Source organism: Ruoffia tabacinasalis (assembly GCF_042652985.1).
GTDB classification, from domain to species: domain Bacteria; phylum Bacillota; class Bacilli; order Lactobacillales; family Aerococcaceae; genus Ruoffia; species Ruoffia tabacinasalis.
Window position 1 is genome coordinate 1 of the sequence record NZ_JBHSHQ010000044.1, and the last position, 16,655, is coordinate 16,655.

The 16,655-nt window shown below is 36.6% G+C and carries 11 protein-coding genes; 2 read left to right on the forward strand and 9 right to left on the reverse strand.

The window, feature by feature from the left end; translation table 11 throughout:
* The first annotated feature begins 880 nt into the window (after positions 1 to 880).
* Together gshAB and ACFO5Y_RS07390 are read left to right on the forward strand one after the other, a co-directional pair.
* Positions 881 to 3,160: a bifunctional glutamate--cysteine ligase GshA/glutathione synthetase GshB gene (gene gshAB / locus ACFO5Y_RS07385; protein ID WP_197105239.1), complete on the forward strand. Its 2,280-nt coding sequence runs from the start codon at positions 881 to 883 to the stop codon at positions 3,158 to 3,160.
* A 108-nt stretch (positions 3,161 to 3,268) separates the two neighbouring features.
* Positions 3,269 to 4,114: a hypothetical protein gene (locus ACFO5Y_RS07390; protein ID WP_197105238.1), complete on the forward strand. Its 846-nt coding sequence runs from the start codon at positions 3,269 to 3,271 to the stop codon at positions 4,112 to 4,114.
* Between the two features lie 58 nt (positions 4,115 to 4,172).
* Here ACFO5Y_RS07390 and ACFO5Y_RS07395 read toward each other — a convergent pair whose 3' ends face one another.
* From ACFO5Y_RS07395 to ACFO5Y_RS07435, 9 genes are all read right to left on the reverse strand, one after another.
* Positions 4,173 to 5,180 (reverse strand): lipoate--protein ligase, encoded by a 1,008-nt coding sequence (locus ACFO5Y_RS07395; RefSeq protein WP_197105237.1) that lies wholly within the window; start codon positions 5,178 to 5,180, stop codon positions 4,173 to 4,175.
* Positions 5,181 to 5,198: 18 nt separating this feature from the next.
* Complete coding sequence (locus ACFO5Y_RS07400) at positions 5,199 to 6,281, reverse strand: M42 family metallopeptidase (protein WP_197105236.1); 1,083 nt, start codon at positions 6,279 to 6,281, stop codon at positions 5,199 to 5,201.
* Between the two features lie 106 nt (positions 6,282 to 6,387).
* Positions 6,388 to 7,371 (reverse strand): NAD(P)H-quinone oxidoreductase, encoded by a 984-nt coding sequence (locus tag ACFO5Y_RS07405; protein ID WP_197105235.1) that lies wholly within the window; start codon positions 7,369 to 7,371, stop codon positions 6,388 to 6,390.
* Positions 7,372 to 7,511: 140 nt separating this feature from the next.
* Positions 7,512 to 8,843, reverse strand: coding sequence for a H2O-forming NADH oxidase (nox, locus tag ACFO5Y_RS07410; RefSeq protein WP_197105240.1), 1,332 nt, complete (start codon positions 8,841 to 8,843; stop codon positions 7,512 to 7,514).
* A 517-nt stretch (positions 8,844 to 9,360) separates the two neighbouring features.
* On the reverse strand, positions 9,361 to 10,620 hold the full coding sequence (locus ACFO5Y_RS07415; protein WP_197105234.1) for an ABC transporter permease: 1,260 nt from the start codon (positions 10,618 to 10,620) through the stop codon (positions 9,361 to 9,363).
* Positions 10,620 to 11,357, reverse strand: coding sequence for an ABC transporter ATP-binding protein (locus ACFO5Y_RS07420; RefSeq protein ID WP_197105233.1), 738 nt, complete (start codon positions 11,355 to 11,357; stop codon positions 10,620 to 10,622). Before ACFO5Y_RS07420 ends, ACFO5Y_RS07415 begins: the two co-directional genes overlap by 1 nt.
* Positions 11,358 to 11,434: 77 nt before the next feature.
* Positions 11,435 to 12,655: a bifunctional phosphopantothenoylcysteine decarboxylase/phosphopantothenate--cysteine ligase CoaBC gene (coaBC, locus tag ACFO5Y_RS07425; RefSeq protein ID WP_197105232.1), complete on the reverse strand. Its 1,221-nt coding sequence runs from the start codon at positions 12,653 to 12,655 to the stop codon at positions 11,435 to 11,437.
* 148 nt (positions 12,656 to 12,803) lie between these two features.
* The gene (locus ACFO5Y_RS07430; RefSeq protein WP_197105231.1) at positions 12,804 to 14,324 is read right to left on the reverse strand and encodes an LPXTG cell wall anchor domain-containing protein; all 1,521 of its coding nucleotides are present in this window, start codon (positions 14,322 to 14,324) and stop codon (positions 12,804 to 12,806) included.
* Between the two features lie 393 nt (positions 14,325 to 14,717).
* Positions 14,718 to 16,493: a hypothetical protein gene (locus tag ACFO5Y_RS07435; RefSeq protein WP_197105230.1), complete on the reverse strand. Its 1,776-nt coding sequence runs from the start codon at positions 16,491 to 16,493 to the stop codon at positions 14,718 to 14,720.
* Positions 16,494 to 16,655: the final 162 nt, after the last annotated feature.

Genomic DNA, 16,655 nt, shown 5'->3' on the forward strand with positions numbered 1-16,655 from the left:
TTCCGTAGAACAGATCCCCTTACACATTTGGTGTGTTTATCTTTGTTCAGTTTTCAATGAGCTTTCGTTGTCCTTTTGTTGAACAACAACTTTTACAGTTTATCACGTCCGCGAAGTGGATGTCAACACTTTTTTAAAAGTATTTTCTCAACTTCATTTCGAAGTGATGTCGTTTGTTTTAACAACTTTTATAGAATATCACGGTTGTGACTCGAAGTCAACAACTTATTTGAAGATTTTAAATAATTTTTAAATTCATTTAACACTTCGTTGTGATGTTGTCGCTGTTTGACGACTTTCATATCTTATCATGCGGGCTATATTGTGTCAACAATATTTTTCACTTTTTTTATCAGCGCTGCCTCGTTTAATCGTTGTCGAAAATGACAACTTTTATATAGTAACATGTTTGATATGTTAGTGTCAATCACTTTTTTCACTTTTTATTATTTCTTTTTTAAGTGATGTAATCTCAAATGACAACTTTTATATCCTATCATACTTCGCATAATCTGTAAAGCATTTTTTGAAACAAATTTATAACTCGCTTCAAAAGTTGTAAGCGCTACACATGTTGTAGTAGCAACTTATGTTATAGTATCATCGACGAATCATTTCGTCAATACTTATTTCGTTTTTTTGTAAACTTTATGTAAATTCTATGTAAACTTACAAAGTTATCGCCAAACATTGTTACAACGTCTCGTGACGACAAGAAATAATATACCATGGGTTGCAGTATAGTGTCAACACTATTTATTACTTTATTCATAATTCTTTATTTCTATCTTAGCTTTTTACTTTTGGAATCACTTTCTACTATATAATGTCTGATATTATTGTATAATGTATTATACTCTTAATTCAAAGGAGGATTATAGTGAAGATACAAGAGAGTTACTTTAAACTCGATCAAGTTCCTGGCCTATGGCGTAGTACAGTTGGACTTGAGCGAGAATCTTTACGCGTGAACCATGAAGGGAATATATCTAAGCACCTTCATTCTTCTGAGTGGGGAACACGTAAACAACAACCTTATATACAAACTGACTTTGGAGAAAGTCAATTAGAATTAATCACGCCCCCTACTGAGTCTATCAGTGAACTGCAAGATTGGTTAAGCTCCTTCCATCAAATCGTCGCAACGACGAATGAAGAGAACGGAGACTTATTATGGCCGTTTAGTACACCGGTAATTATCCCAGAGAATACTGAGGATATTAAGATTGCTCAGTTAGAGAAGATTGAAGAGTATAATTACCGGGCATTTCTAGCCGAATTATATGGTAAGCATGTTCAATTAATTTCTGGAATTCATTATAACTTCCAGATTAATCCTGATACCGAACATGATTCATTTGAAGCTCAGTCTGATTATGACGATGAATTGCAATTCAATAATAAGATTTATATGCATTTAGCTAGAAATTATTTCCGCTATCGTTGGTTACTAACTTATCTCATAGGTGCTTCACCTTTTGTTGCTCCTAACTATGCGACAAACTTATATGGTAAACCTCATGCAGAGAGAATGCGTTCAATTAGACAAAGTCGTTATGGTTATCAGAACAAAGAGTCTGTTGTGATGAACTATGATTCTTTAGAAGACTTTGTTACTTCTATAGAAGATGCCATTGATTCTGGTGCTCTTTCTTTAGAGAAAGAATTGTACCGTGATGTTCGTCTCCGTGGAGGAGCGAATGCCCGAGAACTTTTAGATAAAGGAATTAGTTATCTTGAATTTCGTAACATCGATTTGAATCCTTATCATCCTCATGGGATTGATGATGAAACAATCGCATTGGTTCGTCTTTTTTTAATTACACTTTTATTTATCCCAGATGTAAAATACGACACTGAGATCGTAAAAGGAACTCAGATGAATTATGCAACTTCAGAAGCGGACGCTTTAGATGCTCCAATGGACATAGATGAAGCTAAATGGTTAGTCACTGCTATGCGCGAAGTTGCCGATCAATTATCTAACACAGATAATGTCTCTTCTATAGTAGATAAAGTTGAAGCTTCACTTGAAGATCCTTCATTAACTTTAGCTGGACGCATTGTTGAAGAAGCAACTGACTATGATAGTTTCCTTGAGATGGGCTTACGCCTTGCCAAAGAACATCAAGAAGTTTACTTAGATAAACCATACTTATTACATGGCTTTGAAAATCTCGAATTATCAACACAAGATGTGCTTAAAGAAGCAATTAAAACGGGTATTAAAGTAAGAATCATTGACGGTGAGGAAAATGTGATCGAATTATCTTTCCAAGGACAAACTGAATACGTTAAAAGTGCAAATATGACTCGACTTGATTCTTTAATCAGTTATTTCTTAATGGAAAATAAAGTCGCAACAAAAGTCTTACTCGATGATGCTGGTCTTAAAGTCCCTTCAGGAACATCATTTAGTAACATTGAAGATGCGAAAGCATACTACACTTCCCTACCGGATAAAGCTATTGTAGTAAAACCTAAGAATACAAATTACGGTTTAGGTATTACAATCTTCAGAGGTAAACCGGGTGAAGAAGATTATATTGATGCTTTAAACTTTGCCTATAAGGAAGATCATACGGTTTTAGTTGAGGAGTATATAGAAGGAACTGAATTACGCTTCTATATTCAAAATAACCAAACCATGGCAATAGTTGAACGTCGCCCAGCTCATGTCATTGGAGACGGAGTGTCTACCATTGGCGAGTTAATTGATGAAGTGAACAAAAATCCACTACGTGGACGCGATCATAAAGCACCTTTAACAATCATTGAAAAAGGTGAAATTGAGACACTTCAATTAAAAAACTATGGATATACTTTTGATTCTATACCAGAAGATGGTAAGACAGTATACTTACGAGAGAACAGTAATGTGTCGACCGGTGGAGTTTCAATTGACCGTACCGATGATACGCATGAAGGTTATAAGAAGATTGCTGAAAAAGCTTCTCAATTACTTGAAGCAAACTTCTGTGGTGTAGATATCATTATTGAAGATTACACTAAAGAACCTACTCAGGATAATTACGGTATTATCGAAGCAAACTTTAATCCGATGATTGCGATTCACCGCTTCCCAGGCGAAGGAACACCTCGTCTTTTAGGAAAAGCAATGTTAAATCAATTATTCCCTGACGTTTATAATAGAGGGTAATATTACAGTCGTACATTTACACAAACTTTACAATTCCTTTATTGGAGCTAATGCTTCACTGACGTATAATAGCGTTAGTGAAGTATTTTTTATAAAGGAGCAGATTGGATGATGAAGTATTTGAAATATGTCGTAATCGTATCACTAAGTCTCACTGGCTTAAGTGGAGCTACACCTGTTTTTGCAGAAGACGTTAAGTCTTTAGCAGAAGAAGAAAATAGTGTTTTCGTTGATGCTATGCTTAACGAAGAAGTTTATTCAGTAGAGAAATTACATGAAACCTTTGGAGAGCCTAGCTCAGAAGAAGAACTTGATGATTCTACTTCGCGTCAATTTTTCAATTTAGAAAGAGAAGATGAAGCGACAAGTTTAGAAGTGATCGCAGATATCTCAACTGAAGAAGACGAAGAAGTGATTAATCTGACATTTAACATCGATTTCGAAGATGTAGTATATGAAGATTCGGATGCTTTTTCCGATACCTACTCTGAATTAGTTGATTATGCTTTAGAGTTGTACAAAGAAGGAACCGTGATTGAAAGAAAACAAGTGGTTGAAACGTTGGGTGATCCAACTACAATTTCTTTGGCCGGATCTTATGAATTATTAGTATATTCAGTTGGTGATAGTGATTCAAGTACTGATTACATCGTTGTGTTATTAGATGATAAAGTTTATGCTTTAAATGAACATTCGGATACCGATGGTAATCTTGAGAAAGACTTCGACATCACACCGTCTCAATTGAATCAACTTTCACACACGAGTGGAGTAACTTATAACGAAATGGTTGATCAAATTGGACAACCAGATAGTATCTATCATGACTTCCCTAACTCTGTTATAACTTACGTTTGGTATTCAGATACCGATGAAGATTTCTCAGAAATCAGTTATATCACAGACTTCCGTGATATTATGGTTGGTATTGGTCATCAATTACAAGGTGAATAATTAAAAATAGCCCCGCTGATTTGTTATAACGCAAATCAGCGGGGCTTTCTTTATGTTTTTATGCGAAGATTAAGTTAACAATCTCTTCTAAAGTCGTATTTCCAAAATATTTATTCACATCAACATCAGCTAAAGCTTCTGTCACTGCTTGGCGTTCATATCTTACGCCATTTAATTTCTCTTCAACATCTTTAATATTACCTAAACCAAAGAAGTCTCCATAAATACGTGCATCTTCAATGACACCTTGCTTCACGTTAAAGCGAATATCAACAAAACCGAATGGGAATTTATGACTTTGCTCAAAATCAAAGTCCGGTGATTTACCGTAATTCCATTCCCAATTCCCCATACGTTCTTCACGTAGTTTATAAACGCCTTCCCAAATCTCATCTGTTAATTTAAGTTCTGGGACATCTTCACGTTTATCCACTCCAAAGATTTCTAAAAGAATTAAATCTCTAAACTCTTCTGTAGATAAATCACGGTATTTTTCATCAACGTAAGGTTTGATATTTGTGACACGTGAGCGTACAGACTTAATTCCTTTTGATTCAATTTTAGCTTTTCTTGGTTTTAATACATTATTAGTCTCGTCTAAGTCTGAATCAAATAAAATAGTTCCGTGAGCTGTCATTCGACCGTCTTTAGCGTACATAGCATTTCCAGAGAATTTCTTCCCATCAATAAGTAGGTCATTACGCCCTTCTAAAGCTGCTTCCGTTGCTCCCATCTTATGTAGAGCGTCGATGATGGGTTCCGTCACACTCTTGAAGTCGCGGAAAGTTCCATCATCATCTTTAATAAAGCAGAAACAAAAGTTTCCTAGATCATGATATACGGCCCCGCCACCAGACATACGACGAACAACTTGCACATTATGTTCGTCAACATACGATTGGTTAATTTCTTCCGTCGTATTTTGATTACGTCCAACGATAATTGAAGGTTCATTAATATAGAATAGCAGAATCGGTTCGTCAACTAGACGATTTTCTACTAAATAAGTTTCTAGTGCAATATTCAGGCTGGCATCATAATTATTACCATTATCCACAAAAATCATAGTTGTTATCCTCTTTCTCTAAACATTTTCTTTAATTGTCGCAACAGTTTCTGTATTTAACTCATCTAAAATTGCTGTCACTAAGCGTACAGTGTTTTTGAAGTCATCTTCATGAATGACTGAAGTAGTTGAATGTAAGTAGCGAACCGGAACCGTAATCGCGATGGATGGAATACCTGCTTGAGCTGTATGAATCGATCCAGCGTCTGTTCCTCCACCTGGAATAAATGTATATTGGAATGGAATGTCATGTTTTTCAGCAATGTTTACGACAAAGTCACGTAAACCTTTGTGAGAAATCATCGACGCGTCAAAGACAATAACTTGTGGCCCTTTTCCTAATTCACTATCCGCTTCTGCTTTAGTCATGCCTGGCGTATCACCTGCAGTACCTGTATCTAAGGCGATCGCGATATCTGGTTGAACTAAGTTCGCAGCTACTTTAGCACCACGCAAGCCAACTTCCTCTTGAACATTCGCCCCAGAATAAAGTACTGTTTGATGGCCTTTTTCTTTGGCGTGTTTTAAGACTTCTACTGCTACCGCCACGCCAATTCGGTTGTCCCATGCTTTCCCTAGTAGGAATGGTGTGTCGTTTAGGCGACGAGTTTTAATTAATGGTGTAATCATGTCACCAGGACGGATGCCCATTTTTTCAATGTCTTCTTTTGATTGTCCTCCAACATCGATAAAGATATCTTTCATGTCGATTGGTTTTTTACGCGCTTCTGCTGTCAATACGTGAGGTGGTTTTGACCCAGTAACCCCTTCGATTTCTTTACCATCTCTTGTTGTAATAACAACTTCTTGTGCGAGAACAACTTGACTCCACCAGCCACCGATCGTAACGAATTTGATGAATCCTTTATCAGTGATTTCACTCACCATAAAACCAACCTCATCCATGTGAGCTGCCATTAATACTTTAGGACCCGCTTCGTTACCAGTGTGTTTACCGAAGATACCTCCTAAACCATCTTGAACGAATTCGTCCACATAAGATTCCGTTTCTTTCTTGAAAAGTTCACGGACTTGCGTTTCATTTCCGGCAATCCCGTTTACTTCTGTTAAGTTTACTAATAATTCTTTGTTTAATTCCATACATTCATTTCCTTTCTGACTTTCTTCATTACTGAGTATTTTAACACATTTTCATTATAAATAGTGATTATAACACTTAATAATTTGTTATTTCCTATATAAAGGTTTACTCATTGATTTTGACGATTATTTTTCCGATATTCTCGTTGTTTTCCATCATCTCATGCGCTTTTGGTAGCTCTGAGAAATCGAGTACTTCATGAATAATTGCTTTGATTTCCCCTGATGCAAAATGCGGCATGACGTTCTTCACGAACTCTTTCGTTAACACACCTTTATAAGCATTGCTTCTTGGGGTCAAGAGCGTCCCCTTAAGATGAATGCGTTTCTGCATAATATCAAAAATATTAAATTGCTCCACTTCAGATCCACCTAGTGTCCCAATCAGTATCCATCTCGAATCGACCTTGGCACTTTTTAGATTTAAGTCATAATAAGAAGCTCCAATAAAGTCTAAAATAACGTCAACACCTTCGTCATTTGTTTCTTCAAGCACCCGTTTGGCGATATCTTCTTCTTTATAATTAATCGGAAAATCAGATCCTAATTCTTTCATTTTCTCTAATTTCTCTTTGCGACTGGATGTCGATAAGATTTTGGCGTCACTTAATTGCTTGGCCATTTGAATTGCGGCTGTTCCCACTCCACTAGCACCTGCATGAATTAAAATACTTTCACCTTTTTTCAACTCACCTAACCAGTACATAGTTTGATAAGCAGTTAAAAATACTTCTGGAATCGCAGCGCCTTCTTCATATGTCAAATTCTCTGGTAAAATCATCGCGAACTCTGCGGGCATCACTGCGTATTCTTGATACGATCCTTGAATGACTAAGCCAGCAACGCGCGTTCCTGGTTTTAGGTCTGTTCGATCAGAGCGATTTTCAATTATTTCACCTGCAACTTCAATTCCTAACACTGGATACGGTGCTTCTAGTTGTTTGTTCTCTCGCGTAAGAATCTCAGTTCGGTTAATACCGAAAGCTTTTACTTTAATTAACACTTCACCATCTGCTGGAAGTGGCGTCGTACTTTCTTCTTGAATTAATTTATCTACGCCACCTGGTTCAGTAATTGTCCATGCTTTCATGTTATTCCTCCTAAGTGATTGTATTATCATGGATAAGTTGTTCATCCTCTCTCCTATGATATCAAAAGTACTAAGGCAAACAAAAATCTTAGCTCAAAATAAAAAAGCCGCTATAAAATAGCGGTTTGAGTTTGAATATATTATTTTGCTTTTAATGCAGCCATTGTGATGTAGTTGTAAGGTTGGTTGAAGTGAGGTAAGAAGAAAATATCTGTTAACTTCAACGTATCAATCGTTACTTTTTGTTGAATGGCTAATGAGAACATATGAATCGTTGCTGACATGTCATAACGTGAAGCAATTTGAGCTCCCACAATACGGCGAGTTCCTTTTTCAAAGACGATACGGATCTTAACTGTTTCATTATCGCTCATGTAAGGTGATTTTTGAACATCTTCATGCTCAACATAATCCACATCAATACCAAAACGTTGACAAGCTTTTACTGAGTATCCCGTTGATACTAAGTTTAAACCAAAGATTGAAATACCGTTTGATCCTTGAACACCCACGTGTTCTAAGTCAGTTCCAGCAACGTTATGTCCTCCAACGATTCCTGAACGAACAGCGTTACTTGCTAATGCGATGTAAGCTGTATCTTGTAAAGCATTAGAGTAAACTGTCGCACAGTCACCAATTGCATAAACATCTGGATCACTTGTTTGTTGGTGACGGTCTACTAAGTAAGCTCCATTCGCAAATAATTCTAAATGGTCTTGACCTAAGTCATTGTTTGGACGGAAACCAATAGCGTTAACTACTAAATCAACGTCATACTGACCTTTATTTGTTTTAATTGCTTTAACACGACCTTCTTCACCTTCATAAGCTTCAGCTAATTCACCAAAGTGTAAGTCTAAGCCGTTGTCAGCTAAGTTTTTGTCCATTAATTGAGCAAACTCTTCATCATAATAGTTTGATAATGATGTAGACATTGCATCGAATAATAATACTTGTTTACCGCGACGTTGAATTGCTTCTGCAATCTCAACACCAATATAACCAGCACCGATTACAGCAACTTTTTCAATTTTATCACTGTTTAACTCTTCATCAACCGCTTGTCCTTCTTGGAATAATTTCAAGAAGTGGATTCCGTCTAAGTCTTTACCTGGCACATTTGGTTCAATTGGTTTAGAACCAGTTGCTAAGATTAATTTATCATATGATTCTTCAATCTCTTCACCGTCTTTTGTTACAGCATGAACAACTTTATTATCATAATCAACACGATCAACTGTTGTTTCCATTAAGATGCGTGCACCTTTATCTTCAAAATCTCCACTCTCTGTATAGAATAAATCATTACGATTTTCTACTTCGCGAGCAACCCATAAAGCAGTACCTGCTCCAACATAACTAATGTTATCATTTTTCTCAATTAATACTACTTCATGACCTTCGTACTCATCAAGTAAAACATTCGCTGCAGCAATCCCCGCATGGTTAGCACCAATAATTACAACTTTCATCAATTATTTCCCCCTAATATACCTTTTTAAATCTAATAAGTACATCATATCACAAAGATATTTAAAATTTAAGTTAAAATATTATGAGTAACTTTGTGAAAACAGCTTGAATATTGACATAACAGAGTTTTCATCCTATTCAATATCCTTATAATAATTGCTTATAGGCTTGTGAAAATTGAATTTAAGTTATTAACCGCTGTTACAAAATCCTTTTATTCCAAAGTTTATAATCTTTTAATCATTACTTGTAGGCAATTCCAGAAATTCAGGTTTGTAAAAATTCGCAAGTTAGCGAACACAATGAATAGTTTGTGAAATAGATTATTATGAAATATTAAACTCAATAATGTAACAGAGTTGGCATTGGCTGTGAATTTTGGAATTATAGGGATTTAGGTCCTTGAGAATTTCTCAAAGATGGTTTTTCGCAACTTGGTGGCCTGATATTTTCTCAGGGACACAATTATCATTCCAATTCAAAAATAGCGCCCAACATTGTTGAGCGCTTCCCTATTTAATCTGTCTGTTTTTTGTACCACCATGGTACATATAAGAAAATCATCAACATCGCCACTGCGATCCAAGCCATAATAATATAAGCTAACTGAAGTGTTAGTGGCTGAGTCAATACAGCAATCACTGCATACACAAGCAATTGAATAAAGGCAATGACTAAAGATGTTCCTTGAAATGCTTTAACAATAGACCCTTCTCGGTTTGGATAAATAATTTGGAAAGGTTGATTACTATATAATTTCATCAATGGAACTAGCTGGATAAACGTGAGTACATGACTCAAGACACCCATTCCTAATAACATCCAAATATTACTTGTCATCATGATCAGTACAGAAATAAATAACGTCACACGTAACCAAACACCACTGTATGCATTATTTCTAAATATAGCTCTCAAGAATAAGAATGAATAGCGGTTATTATTCAAGTTCTTCATGAATGACAGTAACCCATCTAAATATGGACGGCGTTTAATCGATGGTCTCAAGTGAGGTACATCCGCAAAAATCGAAATCCACTTATATAAACTTGCCTCACGACGCGTCTCTTCTTCCACAATATGATCAAAAGCCACCCAGCGGTTACTTCTTTGAGTCATCGCCCAGGCGATATAAACAATCAAGAGTAAAAGCATCACCAAAGGTATGTATATATTAAATGTCACAGGTAAACTAAACGTTATGAATAACGCGACTGCAACTAATAAAGTATGATGCCATCTGGATAGAGGTCGCCCAATGATTTGAGCAAAGCCTAAATTAAAAATATCTAAATACAGTAACATAAAGCTAATAGCTTTAAAGGCAACCATATAAAGGATTAGCAACCAACTTTGACTCAAACTCCAAACAGAAATCAAATCTAGAAACGGCATAATCATTGCTGTTCCGAGTGAAATAATAATCGCTGGTAAGACTAAAGATACTAAAGCACCTTTCAACCAATAACTATGCCACTCTTCTCCTCGAGCAAACAAATAACTTTTGTCAGGATCCTTCGTATACCACATCGGCTGTCCAAATTGAAATATCGTTGCCAACCAAATGACAACACTCAGGATAATTACCCAACGAATAACACTTAAGTCTAAAGCTTGTAATTGAATCAGTAATTCACGGTAATACAATGCACCAAAAGCTAAGATCACTAGCATAATAATTGAAAAGTGATCATTCATGATTAGCCTTGCGTACTTACCAATTTCCTTTAAGTAATTTGAAAAGCGCTGTTGCCATAAGCTTTTGAAGTCACCCATTAAAGCGCCTCCTCTTGCTCAGTCATCGCGATATAAATATCGTCTAACGAAGCTTCCGGCATCATAAATTGCTCTCTCAACTGCGAGACATTACCTTGACCGATTAAAACTCCTGCTCTTAACATTAAGAAGTAATCGCACAACTCATCCGCAATACTCAACACATGCGTTGTGAATAAGATAGCTGTTCCATCAGCTGCACGCTCTTTTAATAAATTAGTAAAATCACGAATCGCAATGGGATCTAAGCCTAAGAATGGTTCGTCAATAATTAAGATTTTTGCATCTGTAATTAATGCACAGACTACCATCACCTTTTGCTTCATTCCTTTTGAAAAATGCGTTGGGAACCAGTTTAGGTTCTTGTCAAGTCTAAACATCTTCAATAAAGGTTCCGCACGCTGCATGGCGACATCAACAGGAATGTTATATCCAAGGGCCGTCATTTCAATATGCTCTCTTAAAGTCAATTCCTCATATAAAATCGGTGTTTCTGGAATGTAAGCAATATTTTGTGCATAATCTTTATGGCTATCAACAATTGATTGGCCGTTAATCTTCACTGACCCTTGTTGTGGTTCTATTAAACCAAGAATAGTCTTTAATAACGTTGATTTTCCGGCACCATTTAATCCGATTAAACCAACGATTTCTCCAAATTTAATTGAAAAATTAACATCTTTCAATACAGGCACTTGTCTGTACCCACTAAATAAATTATCTACTTGTAGTGTCATTATACTCTCCTTTATCGAAGTAAAGTTACTTAGTCATTATATCATATCCATCCGAACTTAAGATGAACTGACAGCGACTAATTAGTTGTATGGTTTGGGTCAAGAATAATGCGCCAAATTTTTAAAGAAACATTTAACTTAGAACGCACAGAAATTTCTTCATAAGTTCCATCTGCTCCAATCACTAATACTTCATTATGTGTCGAGTTAAAACCAATGCCTTTATTTGATACATCATTAGCAATAATCCAATTCGCATTTTTCTTTCTTAATTTACCTGAGGCATACTCAAACAGATTCTCTGTTTCAGCCGCAAAGCCAATTAAAACTTGATTCTTCTTCTCTTTACCAAGTGTTGCGAGGATATCTGGGTTCTCAGCGAAATCAAGTTGGAATGAATTATCATTACCTGCTTCTTTCTTAATCTTTTGATCCGCACGGTTAAGGACACGGTAATCGCTTACTGCTGCAGCCATCACCACATAATTTGTATCTAAAAAGTATTTATTCAACTCTTGTTGCATCTCAACTGCAGAGTCCACATAAACTGCTGTAATATTATGAGGCACCTTTAAATCACGTTTAGTTGAGATTAAAGTAACGTCCGCTCCATAAAAACTTGCCGCTCTAGCCATCGCATACCCCATCTGACCAGATGAATCGTTTGAAATGTAGCGTACAGGGTCAATTCTTTCAACTGTTCCACCGGCAGTTACCACAACTTTTTGTCCTTCAAGCCATTGTGGAGAATTATGACACATATATTGGTACTCAACCATCTCAATAATGTCTTCTACAGACGGCATACGCCCTTTTCCACTATAACCTTCAGCTAAAAATCCTTCGTCAGGTTCCATAACGACATAACCGAAAGACTCTAAGCGACTAATATTCGCTTGAGTTGCTGGATTATCAAACATTTTAGTGTTCATTGCCGGAACGATCACACGTAAATTATTTACTGCCATTAATGTACTGGACACAGCGTCATCTGAAATACCATTAGCCATCTTTCCTATTATATTCGCTGTTGCTGGTGCAACTAAAGCAACATCTAACCAATCAGCAATATTAATATGTTGAATCGATGCAGGATCATGTTCATCAAAAGTATCTGTTAGTACTGAATGTTTAGTTAATGTTTGTAAAGTCAGTGGCGTAATAAATTTCTGAGCACTTTCACTCATAACCACTCGAACGTTAGCTCCTTTTTTAATTAATTGGCGCGCTAACTCACCCATCTTATAACTGGCAATTCCGCCGGTAATAAATAAACCTATATTTACTTGATTTAGCATTATCACTCACTCCTTGTCATTATATTAATTGTAAATGATATTAGTGAAACTGACTAGTCTTATGTCTGTATTTCAATCTATTATAGGAAAAAATGTATAAAAAAAAAGACCAAGCCGAAGCTTGGTCTTAAAGTCTAATTAGTTAAAATTAGTTTTCTTTTTTGAATGAAGGTGCTACTAAACCAACACCAGCTAATACTGCTAATGCAGCAGCTCCAAAGATTGCGTATGAAGAAGACTCACCAGTTTCTGGTAATTCTGCTTGTCCAGAACCTTTGTTAGATCCACCGTTGTTAGATCCGTTTCCGTTGTTAGATCCACCGTTGTTGTTGTCTTCTTCGTCTGAAGATTCGTCTTCGTCTGAAGATTCTTCGTCATCTGAATTTTCTTCGTCATCTGAAGATTCACCTGGCACAGTATTTCCTTCTTCGTCAGTATCTGGACCTTGGTTACCAGGTACTCCATTGTCTTGCTCTTCTTCTAAGTCTTCAACATTTTTCTCAGCGTCAGTTAATTGGTCTTCTAATTCAGTTGAAGATAATCCACGTACGCGTTCGATTGTTTCCATTTCTTCTTTAGTGATTTCACCTAAGCTAGTGTTTGAGTTGATGTTTCCATCTACTACTGCTTGGTGTAAAGCTAATTCTAATTCTGAAATGTGACGTTCTAAAGCAGCGTATTCACGTTGTGCGTTACGTAATGTAGCGTAAGCAGCGTCTTTAGCAGCTAAAGTAGTCTCAACGTTTGTTTCTGCAGTTGCTAATGCATCTTGTAATTCAGTAACTTTTGCAACAGCAGCGTCAGCAGCAGCTACAGCATTATCGTATGCAGCTTGTGCGTCACCTTGGATACCAGCTTTGTTGTAGATGTTTTGTGCATCTGTATAAGCAGCTTCGATGTTACGGATTGTTTGGTCGTATTCTGCTGTAGCAGTTACGTTTGCAGCATCACGTTGTTTTGCAGCGTTAGCAATTCCGTTAGTTTCAGCAGCTTGTGCAGTAGATAAGTTAGCTGAAGCTGTTCCTTGAGCAGCGATTGCATCAGCTAAGCGAGCGTCAGCAGCATTGATTTCATCTTGTGTCCAAGGATTTTCTGCGTTTTGGTAAGCAGTTACGTCAGCTTGTGCTGATTGTAATTCTTGGTTTGCAGTTGCTAAAGCATTTTCAGCAGCTGTAGTAGTATCTTGTAAATCACGAACTACTTCGTTGTATGCATATTCGTTTTCAGCTTTTTTGTCTGCTAATAATTCTGCAGCAGCTTGTTTTTCAGCTTCGAAGTCACGGTTTGTTAAACGTAAAACTTCTGCTAATTCGTCAACGCGAGCTTGTTTAGCGTTACGGTCAGCAATTGCAGAATCTAAGTCAGTACGTAATTCGTTACGTTCTGCAACAGCATCGTTATAAGCTTCTTCTTCAGCGTCATATGCAGACTCAGCAGTAGCGATAGCGTTACGTAATGCATCACGTTGTGAAGCACCAGCGTTAATTTGCGCAGCTACATCTTGGATGAATGCGATGTAATCAGCTTGTGACATGTTTTCGATTTGTACGTTACGTGGATCGTAAGTAACTCCATCAACAACGATTGCAGCGCTAGCAGTAGTTGCTCCAACACCAGCTAAAGTAAGGGCAGCAGCTGAAATAGCTACTAATTTTTTAAGGTTTTTCATAATTGTTTTCCTCCTAATAATTTGAGACCTATTTAATAGATTCTCCTAAGCGACATTACAACTGGCAAGTTTAACATGCCTAATTTGATAAACTTACCAAAGCATCATTCTTTATAGAAATAAAGAATTTCTTAAGTTCATCTTAAGAAAACTATACCAAGATTTATTTTAGTCGTCAATCGTTTACACAAGATGATACATTCTTGTAACACTTCTGTTAAAATTGAAACTTAATAAATCTTTAAGCTTCTAAATAAATTCTGACTCAGTCATTCATTATTGATTAAAACTTAGAACACAAGAACTCAGTCCTTTATGCTATAAAACTATTATAACGCAACTCTTAAGAAAATCAACAACAATTTAAGAATTTCTTAAACTTTATAAAACTTTTTAGTCTTGATCGTAGTAGAACAACTCTACACTGCCTGTTTCAGTGTCTTCGTAAGCTTCAACATTTCGCATTTCTGGGTCTGTATAACTTGTCCATACGTGACGAATCTGATGTCCACCCGCAAAGATATGTTCCACAATATTAGCATCATCTAAACCATTTCTTAAGTTTTCAATTGATAATTCAGTTTCAGCTAATGCGAATAATTCTTCAACGTTAATTACAAACTCTTCATCTAAGCGTGGCGTTCTAATATCATATTTCATGGTTGTTACAACATTACTACTTGAATCTACTTGTAGTGTTAATAGAACGATTCTTTCGTCCTCAACAGAATAATAGTCGTAATAAGTTGAATTTCCAGCAACTTGTTCTTTACTTGGTTCCCCTAAAAGGTCACTTAACTCTTCTGGAGTAACCGTTAATGTGACACCATCGACCATTCCGCTTAACTCTTCGTATCCACTAATAATAGTTTCACCGTCTAATAAAGTTAATTCTTCATAATTTGCTGGAGCAAATCTCTTCACAAATTGGTTTGTAGGCTCTTCTTCGGCAGTTTCTTCATCATCACTTACTTCTTCATCACCAGTTTCTGTTGCTTCTTCAGAAGGCTCTTCAGTCACTTCTTCTTCAGTTTGATTTTCAATTTCTTCTATATATGTAGCAATTGAATCTTGTAATTGATTTAGTAATGAAGTTCCCTCTGCTTCACCTGTTGTATGACTTAATACATACTCATTGTCTAAAGTAATAAACTCGTAAGCTCCTTCAGTTGCACTTGGTGTCGCAATTATAGTGTAAGTTACATCATTTGATGATAACTGATATAAAGCAGTGACAAATAAATCTTCAGCATACAAGCCGGCATTTTCTTGGTCAACTAAGCCTAGTATTGTTTCTGAACTTACTGGCTCACTTGTTGTTTGCGCAGTACTTGCTTGTAGGAGTGCTGATCCAATTAAGTTTCCAGCTTCGTCACCGATTAAGATGATTTGCGCTGGTAAAGCTCCTTCTTCTTCTGTTTCTTCAGAGTAATTGAAGACTAATACATTTTGTCCATCTTCAGTTGTCGTTTGTTCCGGAACAACATTACCTTCAAAGTTTGTTAAGATTTCATCAAAAGTACTTCCCATTGTTGCTGTCTCTGAAGTAATATCATTTAGTTCAAAGTCATTGATTAATGATTGATAATCTTCCCAAGCTAAAGCAAAGTTAGGATCTTCGAGAGATGCCGCTAATAATGATTCTAAGTTCTCAACATTTGAATTGATTCCAAATTGAGTAGCGAGCGATGTTTCCGATTCATCTGTACTCGTTGATACTGGTGTTCTTGGAACCGTTCTTGGTGGAATATATGGATTTGTCGGATAAGTAGGTGTAGGTGTTGGAGTCGGTGTCGGAGCTGGTGTTTCTTCTGAACCACCATCTTCCGTTTCCTCTTCATCTTCCCCACCAGTTCCGTCTTCATCTTCTTCATCAGTTCCGTCTCCAATTTCTTCACCGGTACCTTCTTCATCTTCCCCACCAGTTCCGTCTCCTTCTTCTTCGGGGTCTGGATTTGGTTCTGGCTGTTTTGATTGGCCTGGCTGTTCCGGATTTTCTGGAACTTCTGGTTGTTCGGGCGAGTCTGTAACAGGTATTTCTCCAGCGGGTGGTTCCGTAACAACAGTCTGGTCTCCGACTTCTTCAGCCTGCACAATCGTTGCCATCGATCCAACAATTAAATTCGCGCTTAATAAACTTACGACAAGGGTTTTTAAAGATTTCTTCATCTATGTCACTCCTTCATATTATATGTAACAATTATATCATCATTCTTAACTTAAGGTAGTCAAAGCACAAGTTTCTTATAAATAATTCTATATATTTGATGAATTGTAAAATTAAGTGCGACAAATAAAGAAACCCATAACAGGTTCGTGTAAAATGTTAGT